Genomic DNA, 19,759 nt, shown 5'->3' with positions numbered 1-19,759 from the left:
ATGACCGGCCCGCAGGTGGTCCCCTCGGCGACCACGGTGCTCCAGACGCAGGGTGTCCGGCGCCGGGGGATGCCCGTGCTGCTGCGACGGACGATGCCGCTGATCGTGGTCGCCGTCGTGCTGCTGCTCACCTACGCGTGGGTCTCCAGCCTGGAACTCGACTCGATCGAGCAGCGCACGCTCAACGCCGGCTACATCACGTCGCGGATCGGCGAGCACCTGGTGCTCTCGATCATCGCCTCGATCCTCGTCGCCGTGCTCGCCATCCCGGCGGGAATCGCGGTGAGCCGTTCGCGGTCGAAGGTCTTCCGCGGCATCGTGATCGGCATCGCGAACATCGGCCAGGCCACACCGGCGATCGGCGTCGTGATCCTGCTGGCGATCGTCTGGCAGACCGGATTCACCACCGCCCTCCTCGCCCTCGTGATCTACTCCTTCCTCCCGGTGCTGCAGAACACGATCGCCGGACTCGCGCAGGTGGACCCCAACATCCGCGAATCGGCGAGGGGAATGGGCATGACCTCCGCGCAGGTCCTCCGTCGGGTCGAGCTCCCGCTCGCCTCACCCGTGATCCTCGCCGGCCTTCGCACCGCTCTCGTGTTCGCCGTCGGAGTCGCCACCGTGGCGACGTTCATCAACGCCGGAGGCCTCGGCGACATGATCATCAACGGTCTGAAGCTCCAGCGCTATCCCGTGCTCGTCGTCGGTGCGGTCCTCGTCGCCGCGATCGCCGTGCTCATCGACTGGGCAGCCGGTGTCGTGGAGGACATCGTGCGCCCCAAGGGCCTGTGACACCCCTCGTCCTCCTCACGTCCTCATCCCGAAAGGAACCGCAATGAACACCCGTACCATCGCATCCGCCTCGCTCGCCGCGATCGCCGCAGGCACGCTGCTGCTCGCCGGCTGCTCCTCCAGCTCCGCAGGGGGCTCCGGCGCCCAGGGCGACGAGCTCGAAGGTCTCACCGGCGAGATCGGCTCGAAGGACTTCTCGGAGCAGTACATCCTCGCCTACATGACGGCTGAGCTGCTCAACGCCCACGGCGCGGACGTCGAAGCCAACACCAAGCTCGTCGGCTCCGCGAACGTGCGGCAGGCGCTCGAGAACGACCAGTTCCTCGGCTACTGGGAGTACACCGGCACCTCGTGGATCACCTACAACGGCAACACCGCACCCGTGCAGGGCGCCGAGGCGCAGTTCGACGCCGTGAAGAAGGCCGACGCCGAGAACGGCATCGCATGGCTGGATCCGGCTCCGTTCAACAACACCTACGCCTTCGCGATCCGCCAGAGCGAAGCCGAGAAGCTGGGTGTGAAGACGCTCAGCGACGTGGCGAAGCTGCCGAGCGCCGATCAGACCTTCTGCATCGAGAGCGAGTTCTCGACGCGGGACGACGGCTGGCCCGGACTCAAGGCCGCCTACGGCTTCGACGCTCCCGACGCGAACGTCACGATGCTCGACACCGGGGTCATCTACACCGCGACCCAGAAGGGCGACGACTGCAACTTCGGCGAGGTCTTCCAGACCGACGGCCGCATCCCCGCGCTCGACCTGGTGGTCATGGCGGACGACAAGGAGTTCTTCCCCAGCTACCAAGGCGGCTTCACGCTCAAGCAGAGCACGCTGGACGAGTACCCGGCGATCGCCGACGTGCTGGCGAAGCTGAGCCCGCTGCTGACCACCGAGGTCATGCAGGAGCTCAACGCCAAGGCCGATGTCGACGGCGAGGATCCCGAGGACATCGCGATCGACTGGCTCGAAGAGCAGGGACTCATCTGATGACCGCGTCCCTCCAGATCGGCGAGAGCTTCGTCGGAGAAGGCGTGAACGCGGCGCACATCAACACCGTGCTCGGTCATCGCGAGGGCCCGGCGGGGACGGCATGGGCCACCGCCCTCGCCAGCCCCAGCGCGGGGCACGTGCCCTTCGTCGCCGTGCTCCGGCCCTCCCTGCCGGTCAAGCCGATGACCCTGTTCGTCACCAAGGCGGCCCCGGCCGGCGACGAGCACGGCCTCCTCATCTGGGGCCCCGCGCAGGCGGGCGTGGCGGCCGGTGTCGCGGATGCCGTGGCCGAGGGGGCCATCCCCTCCGAGTCCGCGGAGACGCACGCCCTCATCGCCGCAGTGTGGGTGAACCCCGCAGCCGACGACGCCGAGGCCGTCTACCGGAACAACCGCGAGGCCACGCGCACCGCACTGGTGAACGGTGCCGGCGGGCTGCCGCTCCTCGACGAGGTGCTCGCTGCGCGGCACGAGCCACGTAATCCCTTCTTCACTCCCTCCACTCCGATCTCGAAGGACACGCACGACCGATGAGTTCTCCCACCCCCGCCCTCGACCCCGAACGCGTCGAGACCCGGCCCACCGTCGGCTTCATCGGCCTCGGCAACATGGGATCCGGCATGACGCTCAACCTGCAGGCTGCCGGCTTCCCCCTGGTGGTCACCGATCTCCGACGCGAGTCGGCGGAGGCGCTGATCGCCGGCGGCGCGACGTGGGCGGACACGCCCCGCGAGGTCGCCGCATCCAGCGACCTCGTGATCACGATGCTGCCGACGCCGAAACACGTCGAAGCCGTGGCGACCGGCCCGGAAGGTCTCGTCGCCGGACTTCCCGACGGCGGCACCTGGATCGACATGTCCACCTCCGTGCCCGACGTGCTGGACGGCGTCAGGGCCTCGACCGCCGGCCGCGGTCTGCACCTGGTCGATGCGCCCGTGAGCGGGATGTCGGTGGGAGCGGCGAACGGAATGCTGCAGATCTTCGTGGGAGGGGAGGCCGCAGACGTCGAGCGGCTGCGCCCCGTGTTCGAGGCGATGGGCGACCCGGAGCGGATCCTCCATGTGGGCGGTCACGGCGCCGGGTACGCAGTGAAGCTCATGATCAACCAGCTGTGGTTCTCGCACCTGGTCGCGACCGCCGAGGTGCTCTCGGTCGGCGTCGCGGCGGGCGTCGACCTCGGTGTGCTTCGCGACGCGCTCATCGCGAGCCCGGCGAACAGCACCTTCGTCTCCCGCGACGTGTTGTCCATCCTCGACCACGGCGACTACGACGAGGGGTTCGCGATCGCCCTCGCGTGCAAGGACCTGGGTCTGTCCGTCGACCTCGCCCGATCGGTGGGAATGCCGGTGGAGGTGTCCTCGCTCGTCGAGCAGATCTTCCGCCGGGCGCGGGCGCGTTACGGAGACCGCGCCGGCGAGATGTCACCCGTGCGCCTGTACGAAGAGGTCCTCGGCCGCGACCTGCGTCGGGAGGTGGCCGCATGAGCGCCGCTCGCGAGATCGACGTCATCGCCTCCGTGCCGAAGGGCCTGCTGATCGGCGGGCAGTGGCGGGATGCGGCTTCAGGGCATACCTTCGCGGTGCACGACCCGTCGACCGGCGACGTGCTCGCCGAGGTGGCCGACGCGACGCCGGAGGACGGCATGGCGGCGCTGGATGCGGCTGCCGCAGCACAGGCAGCCTGGGCGGCGACCGCTCCGCGTGAACGGGGTGAGATCCTCCGCCGGGCATTCGACGTCGTCACGGCACGCGCGGAGGACTTCGCACTCGTCATGACCCTCGAGATGGGCAAGCCGCTCGCCGAGTCGCGTGCCGAGGTCGCCTACGGAGCCGAGTTCCTGCGCTGGTTCTCGGAGGAGGCGCCGCGCATCTCGGGGCGCTACGCCACCGCACCGGACGGCCGCAATCGACTGCTCGTCGCGAAACGCCCCGTGGGCCCCAGCCTTCTCATCACGCCCTGGAACTTCCCCCTCGCGATGGCGACACGCAAGATCGCTCCGGCGCTCGCCGCCGGGTGCACCTCGGTGCTCAAGCCTGCAGCGCTCACGCCCCTCACGGCCCTGCTGTTCGCCGAAGTCCTGCGCGAGGCCGGCGTGCCGGACGGGGTCGTGAACGTCATCCCGACCAGTCGCGCGGGTGCGGTCACCGGGCCCCTCATCGCCGATCCCCGCCTGCGCAAGCTCTCCTTCACCGGATCGACCGAGGTGGGACGACGGCTGATCGCCGACGCCGCCCACCAGGTGCTGCGCGTGTCGATGGAGCTCGGCGGCAACGCACCGTTCCTCGTCTTCGAGGACGCCGACATCGATGCGGCCGTCGAAGGAGCCCTCCTCGCGAAACTGCGCAACGGCGGGGAGGCATGCGTGGCGGCGAACCGATTCCTCGTCCACGAGAGCGTGGCCGACGTCTTCACCTCCCGCCTCATCGACCGCATGGCGGGCTCCGTGAATGCGCGCGGCACCGACCCGGAATCGACGCTCGGCCCGCTCGTCGATCAGGCGACCAGGGACAAGGTCGTCGAGCTCGTGTCCGGCGCTGTCGAGGACGGCGCGCGCATCGCGCTCGGCGGAAGCGTTCCGCAGGGTCGCGGGTACTTCTACCCTGCGACCGTGCTCGTCGACGTGCCACGGGATGCCCGCATCCTCCAGGAGGAGATCTTCGGCCCGGTCGCGCCGATCACGACCTTCCGTGACGAGGACGAGGCGGTGCGGCTCGCCAACGCCTCCGAGTACGGCCTCGTGTGCTTCGCGTACACGCAGGACCTCAATCGCGGTCTCCGTCTGGCCGAGCGGCTCGAGACCGGGATGTTCGGCCTCAACACCGGCCTCGTGTCGAACCCGGCTGCCCCGTTCGGGGGCGTCAAGCAGTCCGGCATCGGTCGTGAGGGCGGCTTCGAGGGGATCGACGAATACCTCGAGACGACCTACATCGGCATCGCCGACCCGTTCGCCGGCACTCTTTCCTGAAGGATCATCGTGCACATCACCGACTTCTCCCTCGATCACTTCTCGCTCCAGGGCAGACGAGCGATCGTCACGGGCGGGAACACCGGCCTCGGCCAGGCGTTCACGCTCGCCCTCGCCAAGGCGGGAGCCGACGTGTTCGTCCCCACGCTCTTCGATGACGGTGGCGAGACCGCTGCGCTCCTCACCGAGGCCGGGGTCGGCTACCGGGAGCTACGCATCGACATCACCGCCGACGGGGCACCTGCCAGGGTGATCGACGCATGCGTCGAGGCGTTCGGGGGACTGGACATCCTGGTCAACTCCGCCGGGATCAGCCGCATCGCGGACGTGACCGAGTTCGGCCGCGGGCAGTGGGACCCCATGGTCGCGGTCAACCTCACCGCCGCGTTCGAGATGTCGCACGAAGCCGCCAAGCGGATGATCCCGCAGGGCTCGGGGAAGATCATCAACATCGCCTCGCTGTTCTCGTTCCTCGGCGGACTCGGATCTCCTGCCTACGCGGCGACCAAGCACGGCATCGCCGGTCTCACCAGGGCGTACGCCGATGAGCTCGGCAGCCACGGCATCCAGGTCAACGCGATCGCCCCGGGATACTTCGCGACTCCCCTCACCTCCGATACCAGGGCCGACGACGAGGCGAACCGCCGCATCGTCGACCACACCCCGGCGGGGAGGTGGGGGGACGTCGCCGACCTCATGGGCGCGACCGTCTTCCTCTCCAGTCCCGCCTCCGACTTCGTCAACGGACACGTGCTGTCGGTCGACGGCGGCTACCTGGTGCGCTGACAGCGGCGCGCCTCCACACCCAACGAACAGGACACCCTCCCCATGGTCACTTCACGATCCGCTCTCTCACGCGAGGAGATCGTCACCCGCATGCAGGAGCTCCTCGGCGCCGACCAGGTCGAGACCGAGGCGCAGGCGCTGCGCGAGGCGAGCGTCGACCGCTTCAAGAAGTACACCTCGGTGCACGGCATCTTCGACGGTCCGATCCCGGCCGCGATCGTCTATGCCCGCTCGACGGCGGACGTCTCGGCGATCCTCGCGTTCGCCGCAGAGAATCTCGTCAACGTCGTCCCGCGCACCGGACGCACGGCGACCGAGGGCGGCCTCGAGACGATCGTCGAGGACTCCCTCGTGCTCGACGGCTCCCGCATGGACGCGATCCTCGAGATCGACCCGGTCGACATGATGGTCACTGCGCAGTGCGGCGTTCCGCTGCAGGTGCTCGAGGACACGCTGCGGGCGCAGGGCCTGACGACAGGGCACTCGCCGCAGTCCAAGCCTCTCGCACAGATGGGGGGACTCGTCGCGACCAGGTCCATCGGCCAGTTCTCCACCCTGTACGGCGGGATCGAGGACATGGTCGTCGGTCTCGAGGCGGTGCTCCCGGACGGCGACGTCGTGCGGGTCAAGAACGTTCCGCGTCGTGCGGCCGGCCCCGACATCCGCCACATCGTGATCGGCAACGAGGGCGCGCTCGCGGTCATCACCGAGGTCACCGTCAAGGTGTTCACGTACCAGCCCGAGAACAATCGCTTCCTCGGGTATCTGGTCGATTCGCTCCCCGCCGGTGTGGCCGGTCTCCGCGAGATCGTCGTCGCCGGCTACCGGCCCTCCGTCGCGCGCGCGTACTCCGAGGAGGATGCGGCGCAGCACTTCTCGCACTTCGCGGGGGGCAGAGCGGTCGTGGTCGTCGTCGCCGAGGGACCGAAGGGCGTGGCCGACGCCACGGCCGCGGGGGTCGAGGAGATCTTCGCCGGGATCCCGCACGAGAAGGTCGACCCGGCGCTGATCGAGGAATGGTTCGACAACCTCAACTGGGGTCAGGACAAGATCGACGCCGAGAAGCGCGAGATGCTCGAGAACGCGCGCCTCGGCTACACCACGGAGGTGTCGATCGACTGGTCGGGCGTGGAGGAGCTGTTCGAGTCCGTGATGCGCCGTGCCAGGACCGAGTTCCCGCGCGCGGGCGACCTGACGCTGCTCGGCGCGCACTCCTCGCACAGCTACCAGACCGGCACCAACCTCTACTTCGTGTACGACTACGACATCCGGTGCGAGCCGCGCCAGGAGATCACCGAGTACCACGAGCCCCTCAACGCCATCGTGGTCGAGGAGGCGCTGCGTCTGGGCGGCTCGATGGTCCACCACCACGGCATCGGCAAGTACCGCACGCCGTGGACCCACGAGGAGCACGGCAGCGCGTACCGGCTGCTGCGGATGCTCAAGGACGGGCTCGACCCCAGGGGGATCATGAATCGGGGAACCATCTACCCGCTGGAGCACGGCGAGCTGACGGCGTGAGCACGACGGCGCCGGGCTACGTCGTCGCGATCGACAACGGCTCCCAGAGCACGAAGGTGCTCATCGTCGACGGGACGGGCGTCGTGCACGCCAGCGCGCGAGCAGCCCTGCGCCCGTATTCCTCGCCGGCGCCCGGTCGATGGGAGCACCCTGACGACGATCTGTGGGACTCGATCGTCGCCGCCGTCCGCATGGCGATGGCGGAGTTCCCCGGAGACCCCGAGGAGATCCGCGGTGTGGGCCTGTGCACCATCCGCTTCTGCCGGGCGGTGCTGCGCGCCGACGGCACCTTGGCGCAGCCCGTCATGAGCTGGATGGACGAGCGGCTGTCGCGAGCCTACGAGAGGGAGGTCGAAGACGCGGTGTACGTCACCACGTCGTCCGGATACCTCGGGCACCGGCTCACGGGGGAGAGGCGCGACGCCGCAGGGAACGTACAGGGGGTCTGGCCGATCGATACGGCTCGCTGGGGGTGGAGCGACGATGCGGACGAATATGCCCGCACCGGCATGCATCCCTCGATGCTGTTCGAGCTCGTGGCGCCGGGCGAGCCCCTCGGCCTGTTGACCGGGCGGGCCGCCGAGCTCACGGGTCTGCCCGCCGGGATTCCGGTGATCGCGACCGCGAACGACAAAGCCGTGGAGGCACTGGGCGCCGGACTCCGCGATGAGGGCGATGCCCTGCTGTCCCTCGGGACCTACGTGGCGACCATGACGCCGGGGGATCGGCCGCTGCCGGAGCACCCGGACGTCTGGACGAACTTCGCCGCGGAGCCGGGTGCGTTCCTCTACGAGAGCGGAGGTGTGCGCCGTGGGATGTGGACGGTGAGCTGGTTCCGTGACCTGCTGTCGAGCGCCGACATCACCGTCTCCGAAGAGGAGTTGAACCGGGGCGCTCAGGACGTGCCCGTCGGCGCCGGCGGCCTGGTCGCTGCTCTGGACTGGCTCGCGCCCGCCGATGAACCGTGGCGACGCGGCGCCCTCGTCGGGTTCGACGGCACGCAGGGGCGCTTCCACATCCACCGGGCGATCCTCGAGGCCCTCGCGATCGAGACGGAGGCGGCGGACTCCCGTGCCAGACGGGTACTCGGTCGCCCCCGCAGGGGTCTGCTCGTCACCGGCGGCGGAAGCGGATCGACGCTCATGCTGCGCATCCTCGCCGCCGTGTACGGAGTCCCGGTGCGGGTGCCCCTGGTGCATGACGCCGCCGGGATGGGGGCGGCGATCTGCGCGGCCGTCGGCACCGGGATGCACCCCTCATGGGACGCTGCCGTGGCCTCGATGGTCGCGGTGGGGGTGGAAGTGGACGTGGACCCCGAAGCGAGAGCAGCCTACGCCGAGGTGCAGCGGACCTATGCGCGAGTGCTGCCGCGCGTGCGAAAGCTGTTCGAGAGGGAGGAGGCGCCGGTCAGCGCCAGATGACGGCGAGTCCCGCGTTCAGGAGCGCCAGGATGCCGATCAGCCAGAACACGGCCGGCGGCACGGCGTCTCCGCGCTTCTGCCGGGCCGAGCCGATGCCGAGGAGCGCCCCGATGATGACGAGCACGACCAGCTTGACGCCGATCTTGACGTAGTTGAGGTCGTACTCGATGCCCCACGGTGCGGCGAGAGCGAGTCCGGCGACACCGGCGATCGCGAGACCGTAGTCCATGAGCTTCGTGATCTGGCGCTTGCCGCCGAAAGCCTGAGCGGCCCAGGCCCCGAACAGCACGGCGAAGCCGATCAGGTGGATGAACACGACGATATGGCGCAGGGTCTCCATGCCCTCACCGTACGAGGGCGGGCCCCCTCTGCGCTAGCAAGGGCAGGCTGACCTCAGCCGCGGAGCTCCCTGGTGACGAGCGCGGTGCGCAGTGCCGCATCCGCAGCCTCGGCGCCCTTGTCCTCCTTGGACCCTTCCAGCCCGGCACGGTCCAATCCCTGCTGCTCGTCGTCGAGGGTGAGCACGCCGAAGCCGACGGGCTTGCCGGCATCCAGCGCCACTCGCGTGAGACCGTCGGTGGTCGCCGCCGACACGTACTCGAAGTGCGGGGTTCCTCCACGGATGATCACGCCCAGCGCGACGACCGCGTCGGCTCCACCGGCGAACGCAGCCTGCGCGGCGAGCGCGAGCTCGAACGAGCCGGGCACGCGCACGAGGCGGTGCGTGGCGTTCGCGGCGTCGAGCACGCGCTCGGCCCCGGCGATCAGGCCGTTCGAGATCGTCTCGTGCCAGGTGCCGGCGACGATGACGACGTTCAGACCCCGCCCGTCGATGTTGCCGGTCTCGGGTGCTCCTGCGCCGCTCATTCGTCGTCCTTTCCGTGGGCGAGGGCCTCTGCGAGGTCTGCTTCGCCGATGATGTGACCCATCCGGTCACGCTTGGTCTCCAGGTACTGGTGGTTGTTCGGGCCGACACCGACGATCAGCGGCACCTGCTCGATCACGTCGAGGCCGAGGTCGCGCAGCTGCGCGACCTTGTCGGTGTTGTTCGTCAGCAGGCGCACCTTCGACACGCCGAGGTCCGAGAGGATGCCGGCTGCCGCGGCGTAGTCGCGGGCATCGGCCGGCAGCCCCAGCGCGAGGTTGGCGTCGACCGTGTCGAGACCCTCCTCCTGCAGGCTGTAGGCGCGCAGCTTGTTGATCAGGCCGATCCCGCGCCCCTCGTGGCCGCGCATGTAGATGACGATCCCGCCCTCTTTCTCGATCGCGTCGAGGGCGGAGTCGAGCTGCGGACCGCACTCGCACTTCTGCGACCCGAACGCCTCTCCGGTCAGGCACTCCGAGTGCACGCGCACGAGCGCGGTGTCGCCGGGTTCACCCGAGACGACCGCGATGTGGTCGGTCCCGGTGATGCGGTCCTTGTACGCGAGGAAGCGGAACGTGCCGTGCGTGGTCGGGACTGTGGCATCGGCGCGCAGGCTCACGCGGCGTCCACGGTGCGCGCTCGGGGTCGCCCCTTCGGGGTCGATCTCGTTCAGGTGCGCGATGAGCTGCTCGATCGTGATCACGGGCACGCCGTCTCTCGCGCCGAGCTCGATGAGTCCGGGAAGGCGCATCATGCTGCCGTCCTCCGCGACGACCTCGGCGATCGCTCCGACGGGACGGAGCCCCGCCAGCTTCATGAGCTCGACGGCTGCCTCGGTGTGGCCGCTGCGCTCGCGCACGCCGCCGTCCACCGCACGAAGCGGCAGCACGTGACCGGGTCGGATGATGCTGGCCGAGGTCGACTCCGGGTTCGACAGCACGTTCAGGGTGTGGGCGCGATCGTGCGCGCTGATGCCGGTGGTGACGCCGTCCGCTGCATCGACGCTCACGGTGTAGGCGGTCGAGCGGGCGTCTTCGCTGGCGGCGACCATCGGCGGGAGGTTGAGGTGGTCGGCGAGGTCGGCGGGCATCGGGGCGCAGATGAAACCGGACGACCAGCGCACGGTCCAGGCCACCCACTCCGGCGTCGCGAGCTCCGCAGAGAGGATGACATCGCCTTCGTTCTCGCGGTTCTCGTCGTCGGCGACGAGGACAGGACGCCCGGCGCGCAGGGCGTCCAGGGCTTCGTCGATCGTGGCAAGGCTCATCGCGAGCCTCCTTCCGGTGCGGCCCGGAACGCGAGGAGGCGTTCCACGTGGCGGGCGAGGATGTCGGTCTCCAGGTTCACGCGGTCTCCGACGGCGCGGACGCCGAGGGTCGTCGCGGCGAGCGTCTCGGGGATCAGCGAGACCTCGAACCACGGGGAGGGGACTGCAGGGGCGCTCACGGCGCTCACCGTCAGCGAGGTGCCGTCGACCGAGATGGATCCCTTGTCGACGACCAGAGGGGCGAGATCGGCGGGCAGGCTGATCCGGAGCACGCTCCACTGCGCGCCGGGTCGCACCTCGAGCACTTCGCCGACCCCGTCGACGTGGCCCTGCACGATGTGGCCGCCGAGTCGGGCGCCCACCGGCATGGCCTTCTCGATGTTCACGCGGGTGCCGACCGTCGCCGACCCGATCGCAGCCACATCGAGAGTCTGCTTCATCACGTCGGTGTCGAAGGTGTCTGCGGTCGAGCCGACCACGGTCAGGCACACGCCGGAGACGGCGATCGACTCGCCGTGCACGGCGTCCGCAGCAGCGCGGGGCGCGCGCACGGTGAGACGCCAGCCGTCGCCCGCGGGGGTGATCGCGGTGATCTCACCCATCTCCTCGATAATTCCGGTGAACATCAGGCGGCTCCTTCGCTCTGGGGGTTCGTGGGATGCGCAGGGTCCCCCGTGTCCGCGGGGTGTGCGATCGCGAGCAGATCCTCGCCGAGAGGCACCCACTCGTCGACGACCAGGCGGCGCGCCTCGTCGATGGATCCGACCCCGATCTCGGTCAGGGCGAGTCGGCGTCCGCCCAGCAGCACGGGCGCGATGTACGCGAGTACCCGGTCGGCGAGCCCCGCCGCGATGAACGCGCTGGCGAGCGTCGGTCCGCCTTCCACGAACATGCTCTGCACGCCGCGGGCGTGGAGGTCGGCCGCGACGGCGTGCAGGTCGCGGGTGTCGAAGAACAGGGGCGTCTGCGGGTGGCGATGCACGGCGGCCGCGGCGGGTGTGGGCCGCGTTCCGATGATCACGGGGATCGGCTGATGCGGGAGCAGGGCGTCACCCTCGCGGGCCGTGAGTGCGGGATCGTCGGAGAGCACCGTCCCCGTGCCGACGGCGATCGCATCGGCCTCTGCCCGGCGACGGTGCACGTCGGCGCGAGCTGCCGGTCCGGTGATCCACCGACTCGATCCGTCGTCGGCGGCGGCGCGACCGTCGATGCTCTGCGCCCACTTGACCGTGATGTGCGGACGGCCGAGCCGCTGGGCGGTCAGCCATCCGGCGATGAGGGCGTGCGCGGCATCCGCCTGCTCGCCGGACTCGACCTCGACGCCGGCAGCGCGCAGGCGTTCTGCGCCACCGCCGGACACGGCGCCGGGATCGTCGAGCGCGTAGACCACCCGGGAGACGCCCGCCTCGATCAGCGCGACCGCGCAGGGACCGGTGCGGCCGGTGTGGTTGCAGGGTTCGAGGGTGACCACGGCCGTCGCTCCTTCGGCCTCGCCAGGAGCGAGCTTCGAAAGCGCGTCGACCTCGGCGTGCGGAGTGCCGGCGCCGTGGTGCCAGCCCTCGGCGAGGACGGTGCCGTCGGGGGAGAGGATGACCGCGCCGACCTGCGGGTTCACTCCACGGGGCCCGCGGGCGGCGAGGTGGAGCGCGCGATCCATCGCGTGGCGCTCTGCCGCGTTCACTGCCATCCGTCGTCCTCCTCTGAGGCTCCGGGTTCGGGCAGGGATGGCGGAACGGACGCACGCATGCGCCTCGTGCTGCCTCCCTTCCGGACTAGCGAGGTCTCCCTCGCATCACCGTCGGTCCCGGAATTCCACCGGATCGGCACCTCGATCTCTCGAGACGCTCGCGGACTGTCACCGCCGGTTCGGATTCCCACCGACCCCGGAGCACGTTGTTGATCTGAGTGTAGTCAACGCGTCCGCGCAGATTTCATTCCGAGACATGCAACGGCGCACGTCTCGCGCTCCACGTCACTTGAGAAGTCGGGAGAGGCGCCGGTCGGCGAGCACCTTGCCGCCCGTCTGGCAGGTGGGGCAGTACTCGAGCGAACGGTCGGCGAAGAACACGCTGCGGACCGTGTCGCCGCACACCGGGCAGGCCTCTCCTCGGCGTGCGTGCACCTGCATCCCGCGGCGCTTCGCATCCTTCAGGTCCGCCGGGGGCTTGCCGGAGGCCTCCGCCACCGCTTCGGTCAGCGTCTCGCGCATGGCGTCGAAGAGGCGATCGATCTCGGCGTCGTCGAGCGTGCCGGCGATCGCGTACGGCGACATGCGGGCGGCGTGCAGGATCTCGTCCGAGTACGCGTTGCCGATGCCCGCGATCACCGCCTGGTCACGCAACAGCCCCTTGATCTGCATGCGGCGGCCGTCGAGCAGGGCGGCGAACGTCTCACGCGTGAACGTCTCGTCGAGCGGATCGGGGCCGAGCCTGGCGATGCCCGGCACCTCCTGCGGATCGCGGACGACATACACCGCGAGCGACTTCTTCGTGCCCGCCTCGGTGAGATCGAACCCGCTGGCGTCGTCGAGCGCGATGCGCAGGGCGATGGGGGATTTGCCCGGTTTGATGAGCGTCGCGGGGAGCGCCTCGTACCAGCGCAGCCAGCCGGCCTTCGCGAGGTGGAACACCAGGTGCAGGTCGTCGCCGCAGGAGAGCACGATGAACTTGCCGAGACGGGTGGACGCCGTGATCGTCTGCCCCTGAAGCGCGTGGATCGGCGGGTCGTACGTCTTCAGCGCGGCGATCGCCGAGACGGTCGCGCGCGTGATCGTGTGCCCTACGGCGCGCTCGGCGAGGAAGGTGGACAGGCCCTGGACTTCCGGCATCTCCGGCATGCGTTCATCCTGTCACCGGCCGCCGACACTGTCACGCTCGGCTGCCGAGGTCATCGCTCGCGCGGTCACGAACCTCAGAGGATGGGCCAGTCCACGGGGGTGCGGTCGTCGCTCGGCAGCAGCCCGGCCATCCAGCCGTCGTCCCGGCCGCGCGGGCTCGTGAGCGCCTGCCGTTGCAGGCCCTCGTACCGGAAGCCGAGTGCGCGCGCGGCGCGGGCGGAGGGGACGTTGCCCGCGACGGCCTGCCAGCGGATGCGCACCAGTCGGAGCCCGACGAACCCCCAGTCGACCACGGCCCTGCCTGCTTCCGCGAGATACCCCTTGCCCCTGGCGGCCTCCGTCACCCAGTAGCCGAGCTCGGCGGTCGCACCCGTGAAGTGCTCGGTCCTGTTGTGCAGCCCGATCATGCCGACGAGCTCGCCATCCGCGTACATGCCCCAGACGGCCTCCGACTCCGTGTCCCACTGCTCCGCGACGAGGCGCACGAACTCCGCGGCGTCCTCGCGCGAATAGGGGCTCGGGACGGTCGTCCAGCGCGGGATCTCCGGGTCCTGACAGGCGTCTGTGATCGCATCGATGTCGGCCTCCGTCGGGGCGCGCAGGACGAGACGTTCGGTGGTGAGGTCGACGGATCGCATCCCGACAGCCTACGAAGACCTGTGCCCCTGCGAACGCGGAGCGGCCGGAGTGTCCGTGGGCGCGACTAGTCTTGTCCGGTGACTGTTCCGGGGATTCTGCGCGCCTTGGAAGAGGCGTCTCTGTACCGCGATGCCCTCACCTGGGCGCGCACCGACGCCGATATCGGCCTGGTCGACGGGCTCGATGCGCCTGCGCTCGCCGGGTTGATCGAGAAGCGCGCCGCGGCAGGGCACCCGGCCGCCCTCCTCGCCGTCGTCCCCACGGGGCGCAGGGCCGAGAGCCTCGCGCTCGCGATGCACGCGTACCTTCCCGACGCCGATGTGCTGACCTTCCCGGCCTGGGAGACGCTGCCGCACGAGCGGCTCAGCCCGAGCCCCGACACGGTCGGCCTCCGGCTGCAGACCCTGCGCCGGATCGCCGAGTGGTCGGGCGATCACCCGCTCGTCGTGGTGGCGTCCGTGCGCGCCGCGCTCCAGCCGATCGCGGGCAATCTGGGCGAGATCGCCCCGCTCGAACTCGCGGTCGGCAGTCGAGGGAACGAGCTCGACCATGTGGTGGAGCAGCTGGTCGAGCGCGCCTACTCGCGCGTCGACATGGTGTCCCGTCGCGGTGAGTTCGCGGTGCGTGGCGGCATCCTCGACGTCTTCCCTCCGACCTCGGAACATCCGTATCGCGTCGAGTTCTTCGGCGACGAGATCGATCAGATCCGCGCGTTCTCGGTCGCCGATCAGCGCTCGCTGCCCGGCGATGTCACCGGCGTCGATCTGCCTCCCACCCGCGAGCTGCTGCTCACCGCAGAGGTCCGCGATCGTGCCCGCGCCCTGGTCGGAGGCTTCCCCGCGATCTCGGGAATGCTCGAGAAGATGGCCGAGGGGATCCCGGTCGAGGGCATGGAGTCGCTGCTTCCCGCCGTCGCGGGGCCGCTGAAGTCGTTGGCCGAGTACCTTCCGGTCGGCAGCGCCACGGCGATCATCGACCCGGAGCGTTCGAGCGCACGCGCCATCACGCTCGGCGACACGAACCGCGAGTTCCTCGACGCCGCGTGGAGCGCTGCGACCTCGGGGGCATCGGCTCCCATCGACCTCGGCGCCGGCGACTTCCTCACGATCGCGGAACTGCGCGACGTCGTGCGCGGTCGGGACGGCGTGTGGTGGCGGCTCAGCCCGTTCGGAGCCGGGCTCGGCGAGGGCGATGTCGACGCCACGAACCTCGGCGCCGCGGTCATCCCTTCGTTCCACGGCAACGTCGACGGAGCGATCTCGTTCGTCGAGGCGAAGCTGACGGACGGGTGGCGCGTCGTCGTGATCGCGGCGGGTGGCGGTCTGGTCGACCGCGCACGCGACGTGCTCGCCGACCGCGGCCTGGCCGCCCGAGTCGTCGAGACCCTCATCGAGGCACCGGAGGGCGGCGTCGCGACGCTGGTCACCGGGTCCGTGGAAGCCGGCTTCCAGGTGGCGGAGGCGAAGCTCGCGGTCCTCACCGACAACGAGTTCTACGGCCGCACGATCGGCGGCGACCAGCGCGTGGTCAAGAAGCTCGCGTCCCGTCGCAAGAACGTGGTCGACCCGCTGCAGCTCAAGCCGGGTGACTTCGTGGTGCACTCCACTCACGGCATCGGCCGCTTCGTCGAGATGACCCAGCGCGAGGTGTCGACCGGCGGACGCAACGCCACGAAGTCCACCCGCGACTACCTCGTGCTCGAGTACGCGCCCTCCAAGCGCGGGTACCCCGGCGACAAGCTGTTCGTTCCGACCGATCAGCTCGACCTGCTCTCGAAGTACGTCGGCGGCGAGGCGCCCACACTCTCCAAGATGGGCGGCAGCGACTGGTCGCAGGCCAAGGGCAAGGCACGCAAGGCCGTCCGCGACATCGCGGTCGAGCTCGTGAAGCTGTACTCCGCCCGCATGAGCGCGAAGGGCCACGCGTTCGGCCCCGACACCCCCTGGCAGCGCGAGCTGGAAGAGGCCTTCCCGTTCGCCGAGACCCAGGACCAGCTGCAGACCATCGACGAGATCAAGGCCGACATGGAGCGGCCCATCCCGATGGACCGTCTGCTCTCGGGCGATGTGGGCTTCGGCAAGACCGAGGTCGCCGTCCGTGCCGCGTTCAAGGCGATCCAGGACGGCAAGCAGGTGGCCATGCTCGTGCCGACGACGCTGCTCGTGAAGCAGCACCTCGAGACGTTCACCGAGCGCTTCGCCGGCTTCCCGGTCAAGGTGCGGCCGCTGTCGCGCTTCCAGACCGACAAGGAGGCGCGACTCACCCTGCAGGGCCTGCTGGAGGGGTCGGTCGACATGGTGATCGGCACCCACCGCATCCTCACGGATCAGGTCATCTTCAAGGACCTCGGTCTGATGATCATCGACGAGGAGCAGCGCTTCGGCGTCGAGCACAAGGACGCGCTCAAGAAGATGAAGACGAATGTCGACATCCTCGCGATGAGCGCCACCCCGATTCCCCGCACGCTGGAGATGGCGGTCACCGGCATCCGCGAGATGTCGACCCTGGCGACGCCTCCGGAGGACCGGCATCCGATCCTCTCGTTCGTCGGTCCGCGCAGCGACAAGCAGATGGCTGCAGCGATCCGTCGCGAGATCCTGCGCGAAGGCCAGGTGTTCTTCGTGCACAACCGGGTGCAGTCGATCCAGCGTGTCGCGAGCGAGCTCGCCGAGCTGGTGCCGGAGGCCCGGATCGCGGTCGCACACGGTCAGATGGCCGAGCACCAGCTCGAGCAGGTGGTCGACGACTTCTGGGAGCGCAAGTTCGACGTGCTCGTGTCCACGACCATCATCGAGACCGGTCTCGACATCGCGAACGCGAACACGATCATCATCGACCGTGCCGACAAGTACGGACTCAGCCAGCTGCACCAGCTGCGAGGCCGCGTCGGACGAGGTCGCGAGCGCGCCTACGCCTACTTCCTGTACGACGAGATGAAGCCGCTGAGCGAGACCGCGGCCGATCGTCTGCAGACCATCGCGGTCAACAACGAGCTCGGCTCGGGAATGCAGGTCGCGCTCAAGGACCTGGAGCTGCGCGGTGCGGGCAACATGCTCGGTGCCGAGCAGGCCGGTCACATCGCCGGCGTCGGCTTCGACCTGTATCTGCGCATGATCGGCGAGGCCGTGGCGACCTTCCGCGGCGACGAGGTCGAGACCGGTCAGGAGCTGCGGCTGGAGCTGCCGCTCGACGCGCGCATCCCCGAGTACTACATCGACAGCGAGCGGCTGCGCCTCGAGGCGTATCAGAAGCTCTCCGCCGCGTCCGCCGCGACCGCGAAGGACGACGCCATCGACCTCGTCGTGGAGGAGCTCGTCGACCGCTACGGCACTCCGCCGGAAGAGGTCGAGGGGCTGCTCGCCGTCTCCCGCCTGCGCCGTCGTGCGGCACGGGCCGGGTTGACCGACGTCGTCGTGATGGGGTCGAACCTGCGGATCGCGCCCGCGCGGCTCGAGGACTCGATCAAGGTGCGGCTGCAGCGTCTGTACCCGAAGGCGAAGCTCGTCTCCGGGGGAGAGGCGCTGGTCGTGCCGATGCCCACGGTGCCGGCTGCGGTCGGCGTGGGTCTCGAACCCCTGCCGGATGCGCAGCTGCTCGAATGGGTCGGTCAGCTCTTCACCGCGATCTTCCCAGAACCGGTCAAGGTCGAGTAGCGCGCGGCCGCGGGCGGCAGTACTAGTCTGGCCGCATGTTGTACGAGCACCTCGGGGCTCGCCCCCGCATCCATGACACCGCCGTCATCGCCCCCACCGCCGTCGTCTCCGGAGACGTGGAGATCGGGCCCGGCTGCCAGGTGCTGCACGGCGCCGTCATCACCGCGGAGGGAGGCGCGATCACCCTCGGCGAGCACGTCATCGTGATGGAGAACGCGCTCATCCGGGCGACCGCGGCGAACGCGGTGCACATCGGATCGCACACCCTGGTGGGCACGCTGTCGAGCATCGCCGGAGCGACCGTGGGGGAGGAGACATTCCTCGCCTCGGGGTCGCGGGTGTTCAACGGCTCCCTGATCGGACCGCGCTGCGAGGTGCGCGTCAACGCGATCGTGCTCCGCCGCGCGGTGCTGCCGGAGGGTACGGTCGTGCCGATCGGGTGGGTGGCGGTCGGAGACCCGGTGCAGCTGTTCTCCCCCGACCGGGAGGCGGAGATCGCGGCGGCGCAGCCCGACCTCGACTTCCCCGGGCACGTCTTCGGCGTCGACCGGGACACCCCCGACCTGATGGTGCAGCTGACGGAGCGCTACGGCAGCTCGCTCGCACGGCATGCGCATGATGTGAGCCTCGACGACGCGCACCGCGGGCAGCACCGCGCATGACGGGCGACGTGGGCCTGGTGCGCCCCGCCGTCAGCACGGCCGATGCCGCACGTATCGCCCTCGACTGCTGGGGGATCGTGGTGACGGCAGAGGAGCTGGGCAGCAACCAGGATCGGAACTTCCTGCTCACGGCCACGGACGGGGCGAAGAGCGTGCTGCGGGTCGACAACCCGGTGTTCGGCGATGACGAGCGCGAGGCGCAGCACGTCGCACTCGATGCCTATCGTGACGCAGGCGTCGAGGTCCCCGCGGTCCTCCCCGGCCTCGACGGCGCGCTCACCCAGCGCTGGAACGGGTTCGCCGCGCGGCGCAGCGAGTTCGCGCCGGGTGAGCCGATGGTGGATGCCGGATATCTGGCCCCGGTGGTTCTCGCGGAGTTCGGTGTGCTCGCCGCCGCGTCTGCGCGAGCACTGGAACAGCTCAGGCACCCCGGTCTGGATCGTCGGCAGATGTGGGACATGCGCGTCGCGTATGAGCAGATCGATGCGCTCGCGCCGTCGATCGCCGATGCCGCGCTCCGGGGACGGGTGCTGCGCGCCGCGACAAGAGCCCACGCCGCACTCGAACCCCTCGCCGACCGGCTTCCCGTGCAGGCGATCCACGGCGACCTCACGGACGACAACGTGATGGGGGCGCGCGGCGAGGATTCACGGCTGCACCCGCGCACGGTGCTCGACCTCGGTGACCTGGGGCTCGGCTGGCGCGTCGCCGAACTGGCGGTGTGCGCGGCATCGATGTTGCATCACGAGCCGGAGCGGCCGCTGCGGGTGATCGAGACGGTCGCCGCCTTCCACCGTGATGCGCCGCTGAGCGCCGCGGAGGCGAGGGCGGTCTGGCCGCTCGTGGTGCTGCGCGCTGCTCTGCTGGTCGCGAGCGGGTGGCATCAGCTCGAGATCGACGGGGACAACGACTATGCGCGCGAGAGGGTCGCGGGTGAGCAGGCGATCTTCGACGCCGCGACCCTGCTGCCGCTCGTCGAGATGACCGAGCACGTGCTCGCCGCGGTCGGCGTCGATGAGGGCGCCGGCTTCGATGCGGCGGAGGTGGTGACCGATCCGGACGCCGCTCCGTTGGCCGCGCTCCTGCCGGATCTCACCGGCCGCGTCGCCGTGATCGATCCCGGCGTCGAGTCGGCGGACCTCGACAGCGGACGCTGGCTCGAGCAGACGTCGGAGCAGGATCTGGTCGCCGAGGCGATCGAACTCGGAGTCGCCGTGGCGGTCGTGCCGTACGGGGTGTACCGGCTCACGCGGGCGCGCATCGACGACGCGGAGCCGGGGGAGACGTGGGCGACGGCGTGTGAACTGCATCTTCCTCCTGGCCCCCGCGTGCGGGTGGCAGCACCGGCGGGCGGGCGGGTGACGC

At 69.9% G+C, this 19,759-nt stretch carries 18 protein-coding genes; 11 read left to right on the top strand and 7 right to left on the bottom strand.

Going from position 1 to position 19,759, the window contains the following annotated elements; all coding sequences use genetic code 11:
- The 8 genes from RN51_RS04425 to RN51_RS04390 are packed head-to-tail and all read left to right on the top strand — an operon-like array spanning position 1 to position 8,472.
- Entirely contained in the window at positions 1-792 is a 792-nt protein-coding gene (locus RN51_RS04425; protein WP_045262844.1) for an ABC transporter permease, read from the top strand.
- Positions 793-835: 43 nt separating this feature from the next.
- Positions 836-1,777 carry a glycine betaine ABC transporter substrate-binding protein gene (locus RN51_RS04420; protein WP_052674580.1) on the top strand — a complete coding sequence of 314 codons (942 nt, stop codon included), beginning with the start codon at positions 836-838 and terminating at the stop codon, positions 1,775-1,777.
- Complete coding sequence (gene fae, locus RN51_RS04415; RefSeq protein WP_045262843.1) at positions 1,777-2,313, top strand: formaldehyde-activating enzyme; 537 nt, start codon at positions 1,777-1,779, stop codon at positions 2,311-2,313. The genes RN51_RS04420 and fae overlap by 1 nt, the downstream gene beginning before the upstream one ends.
- Positions 2,310-3,263, top strand: coding sequence for an NAD(P)-dependent oxidoreductase (locus RN51_RS04410; RefSeq protein ID WP_045262842.1), 954 nt, complete (start codon positions 2,310-2,312; stop codon positions 3,261-3,263). Before fae ends, RN51_RS04410 begins: the two co-directional genes overlap by 4 nt.
- On the top strand, positions 3,260-4,744 hold the full coding sequence (locus RN51_RS04405; protein WP_045262841.1) for an NAD-dependent succinate-semialdehyde dehydrogenase: 1,485 nt from the start codon (positions 3,260-3,262) through the stop codon (positions 4,742-4,744). Before RN51_RS04410 ends, RN51_RS04405 begins: the two co-directional genes overlap by 4 nt.
- Positions 4,745-4,753: 9 nt before the next feature.
- The gene (locus tag RN51_RS04400) at positions 4,754-5,530 is read left to right on the top strand and encodes an SDR family oxidoreductase (RefSeq protein ID WP_045262840.1); all 777 of its coding nucleotides are present in this window, start codon (positions 4,754-4,756) and stop codon (positions 5,528-5,530) included.
- Positions 5,531-5,572: 42 nt separating this feature from the next.
- Positions 5,573-7,051 carry an FAD-binding oxidoreductase gene (locus tag RN51_RS04395; RefSeq protein ID WP_045262839.1) on the top strand — a complete coding sequence of 493 codons (1,479 nt, stop codon included), beginning with the start codon at positions 5,573-5,575 and terminating at the stop codon, positions 7,049-7,051.
- Positions 7,048-8,472 carry an FGGY-family carbohydrate kinase gene (locus RN51_RS04390; RefSeq protein WP_045262838.1) on the top strand — a complete coding sequence of 475 codons (1,425 nt, stop codon included), beginning with the start codon at positions 7,048-7,050 and terminating at the stop codon, positions 8,470-8,472. The genes RN51_RS04395 and RN51_RS04390 overlap by 4 nt, the downstream gene beginning before the upstream one ends.
- On the opposite strand, the gene RN51_RS04385 is transcribed toward RN51_RS04390, so the two are convergent.
- The 7 genes from RN51_RS04385 to RN51_RS04355 all read right to left on the bottom strand — a co-directional run bounded on the left by RN51_RS04385 (position 8,459) and on the right by RN51_RS04355 (position 14,078).
- Positions 8,459-8,812 (bottom strand): hypothetical protein, encoded by a 354-nt coding sequence (locus RN51_RS04385; RefSeq protein ID WP_045262837.1) that lies wholly within the window; start codon positions 8,810-8,812, stop codon positions 8,459-8,461. The genes RN51_RS04390 and RN51_RS04385 overlap by 14 nt on opposite strands.
- A gap of 53 nt (positions 8,813-8,865) precedes the next feature.
- On the bottom strand, positions 8,866-9,339 hold the full coding sequence (gene ribH, locus RN51_RS04380) for a 6,7-dimethyl-8-ribityllumazine synthase (protein ID WP_045262836.1): 474 nt from the start codon (positions 9,337-9,339) through the stop codon (positions 8,866-8,868).
- A complete protein-coding gene (locus RN51_RS04375; protein WP_045262835.1) occupies positions 9,336-10,604 on the bottom strand; it encodes a bifunctional 3,4-dihydroxy-2-butanone-4-phosphate synthase/GTP cyclohydrolase II in 1,269 nt (422 codons plus the stop codon). The genes ribH and RN51_RS04375 overlap by 4 nt, the downstream gene beginning before the upstream one ends.
- On the bottom strand, positions 10,601-11,230 hold the full coding sequence (locus tag RN51_RS04370) for a riboflavin synthase (protein ID WP_045262834.1): 630 nt from the start codon (positions 11,228-11,230) through the stop codon (positions 10,601-10,603). The genes RN51_RS04375 and RN51_RS04370 overlap by 4 nt, the downstream gene beginning before the upstream one ends.
- Positions 11,230-12,291: a bifunctional diaminohydroxyphosphoribosylaminopyrimidine deaminase/5-amino-6-(5-phosphoribosylamino)uracil reductase RibD gene (gene ribD, locus RN51_RS04365; RefSeq protein ID WP_045262833.1), complete on the bottom strand. Its 1,062-nt coding sequence runs from the start codon at positions 12,289-12,291 to the stop codon at positions 11,230-11,232. The genes RN51_RS04370 and ribD overlap by 1 nt, the downstream gene beginning before the upstream one ends.
- Positions 12,292-12,576: 285 nt before the next feature.
- Positions 12,577-13,440, bottom strand: coding sequence for an Fpg/Nei family DNA glycosylase (locus RN51_RS04360; protein ID WP_045262832.1), 864 nt, complete (start codon positions 13,438-13,440; stop codon positions 12,577-12,579).
- 74 nt (positions 13,441-13,514) lie between these two features.
- The gene (locus tag RN51_RS04355; RefSeq protein ID WP_045262831.1) at positions 13,515-14,078 is read right to left on the bottom strand and encodes a GNAT family N-acetyltransferase; all 564 of its coding nucleotides are present in this window, start codon (positions 14,076-14,078) and stop codon (positions 13,515-13,517) included.
- A 78-nt stretch (positions 14,079-14,156) separates the two neighbouring features.
- On the opposite strand from RN51_RS04355, the gene mfd reads away from it, so the two are divergent.
- The 3 genes from mfd to RN51_RS04340 form a co-directional block, all read left to right on the top strand.
- Positions 14,157-17,732 (top strand): transcription-repair coupling factor, encoded by a 3,576-nt coding sequence (gene mfd / locus RN51_RS04350; protein ID WP_045262830.1) that lies wholly within the window; start codon positions 14,157-14,159, stop codon positions 17,730-17,732.
- Between the two features lie 35 nt (positions 17,733-17,767).
- Complete coding sequence (locus tag RN51_RS04345) at positions 17,768-18,394, top strand: gamma carbonic anhydrase family protein (protein ID WP_045262829.1); 627 nt, start codon at positions 17,768-17,770, stop codon at positions 18,392-18,394.
- The coding region (locus RN51_RS04340; protein ID WP_231579211.1) for a phosphotransferase at positions 18,391-19,759 on the top strand (1,369 nt) is incomplete at its 3' end. The genes RN51_RS04345 and RN51_RS04340, both read left to right, overlap by 4 nt.

This window comes from Microbacterium oxydans (genome assembly GCF_000956405.1).
In the GTDB taxonomy this organism is placed as follows: domain Bacteria; phylum Actinomycetota; class Actinomycetes; order Actinomycetales; family Microbacteriaceae; genus Microbacterium; species Microbacterium oxydans_C.
Note: the sequence above shows the minus strand (reverse complement) of the source record. Positions and strands in the feature narration are given on the sequence as shown.

What these genes read in the sequence shown, in the direction of transcription:
- RN51_RS04425 (WP_045262844.1), top strand. Translation starts at nt 1, where the DNA reads ATGACCGGCCCGCAGGTGGTCCCCTCGGCGACCACGGTGCTCCAGACG.
- RN51_RS04420 (WP_052674580.1), top strand. Translation starts at nt 836, where the DNA reads ATGAACACCCGTACCATCGCATCCGCCTCGCTCGCCGCGATCGCCGCA.
- fae (WP_045262843.1), top strand. Translation starts at nt 1,777, where the DNA reads ATGACCGCGTCCCTCCAGATCGGCGAGAGCTTCGTCGGAGAAGGCGTG.
- RN51_RS04410 (WP_045262842.1), top strand. Translation starts at nt 2,310, where the DNA reads ATGAGTTCTCCCACCCCCGCCCTCGACCCCGAACGCGTCGAGACCCGG.
- RN51_RS04405 (WP_045262841.1), top strand. Translation starts at nt 3,260, where the DNA reads ATGAGCGCCGCTCGCGAGATCGACGTCATCGCCTCCGTGCCGAAGGGC.
- RN51_RS04395 (WP_045262839.1), top strand. Translation starts at nt 5,573, where the DNA reads ATGGTCACTTCACGATCCGCTCTCTCACGCGAGGAGATCGTCACCCGC.
- RN51_RS04385 (WP_045262837.1), bottom strand. Translation starts at nt 8,812, where the DNA reads ATGGAGACCCTGCGCCATATCGTCGTGTTCATCCACCTGATCGGCTTC.
- ribH (WP_045262836.1), bottom strand. Translation starts at nt 9,339, where the DNA reads ATGAGCGGCGCAGGAGCACCCGAGACCGGCAACATCGACGGGCGGGGT.
- RN51_RS04375 (WP_045262835.1), bottom strand. Translation starts at nt 10,604, where the DNA reads ATGAGCCTTGCCACGATCGACGAAGCCCTGGACGCCCTGCGCGCCGGG.
- RN51_RS04370 (WP_045262834.1), bottom strand. Translation starts at nt 11,230, where the DNA reads ATGTTCACCGGAATTATCGAGGAGATGGGTGAGATCACCGCGATCACC.
- ribD (WP_045262833.1), bottom strand. Translation starts at nt 12,291, where the DNA reads ATGGCAGTGAACGCGGCAGAGCGCCACGCGATGGATCGCGCGCTCCAC.
- RN51_RS04360 (WP_045262832.1), bottom strand. Translation starts at nt 13,440, where the DNA reads ATGCCGGAGATGCCGGAAGTCCAGGGCCTGTCCACCTTCCTCGCCGAG.
- RN51_RS04355 (WP_045262831.1), bottom strand. Translation starts at nt 14,078, where the DNA reads ATGCGATCCGTCGACCTCACCACCGAACGTCTCGTCCTGCGCGCCCCG.
- RN51_RS04345 (WP_045262829.1), top strand. Translation starts at nt 17,768, where the DNA reads ATGTTGTACGAGCACCTCGGGGCTCGCCCCCGCATCCATGACACCGCC.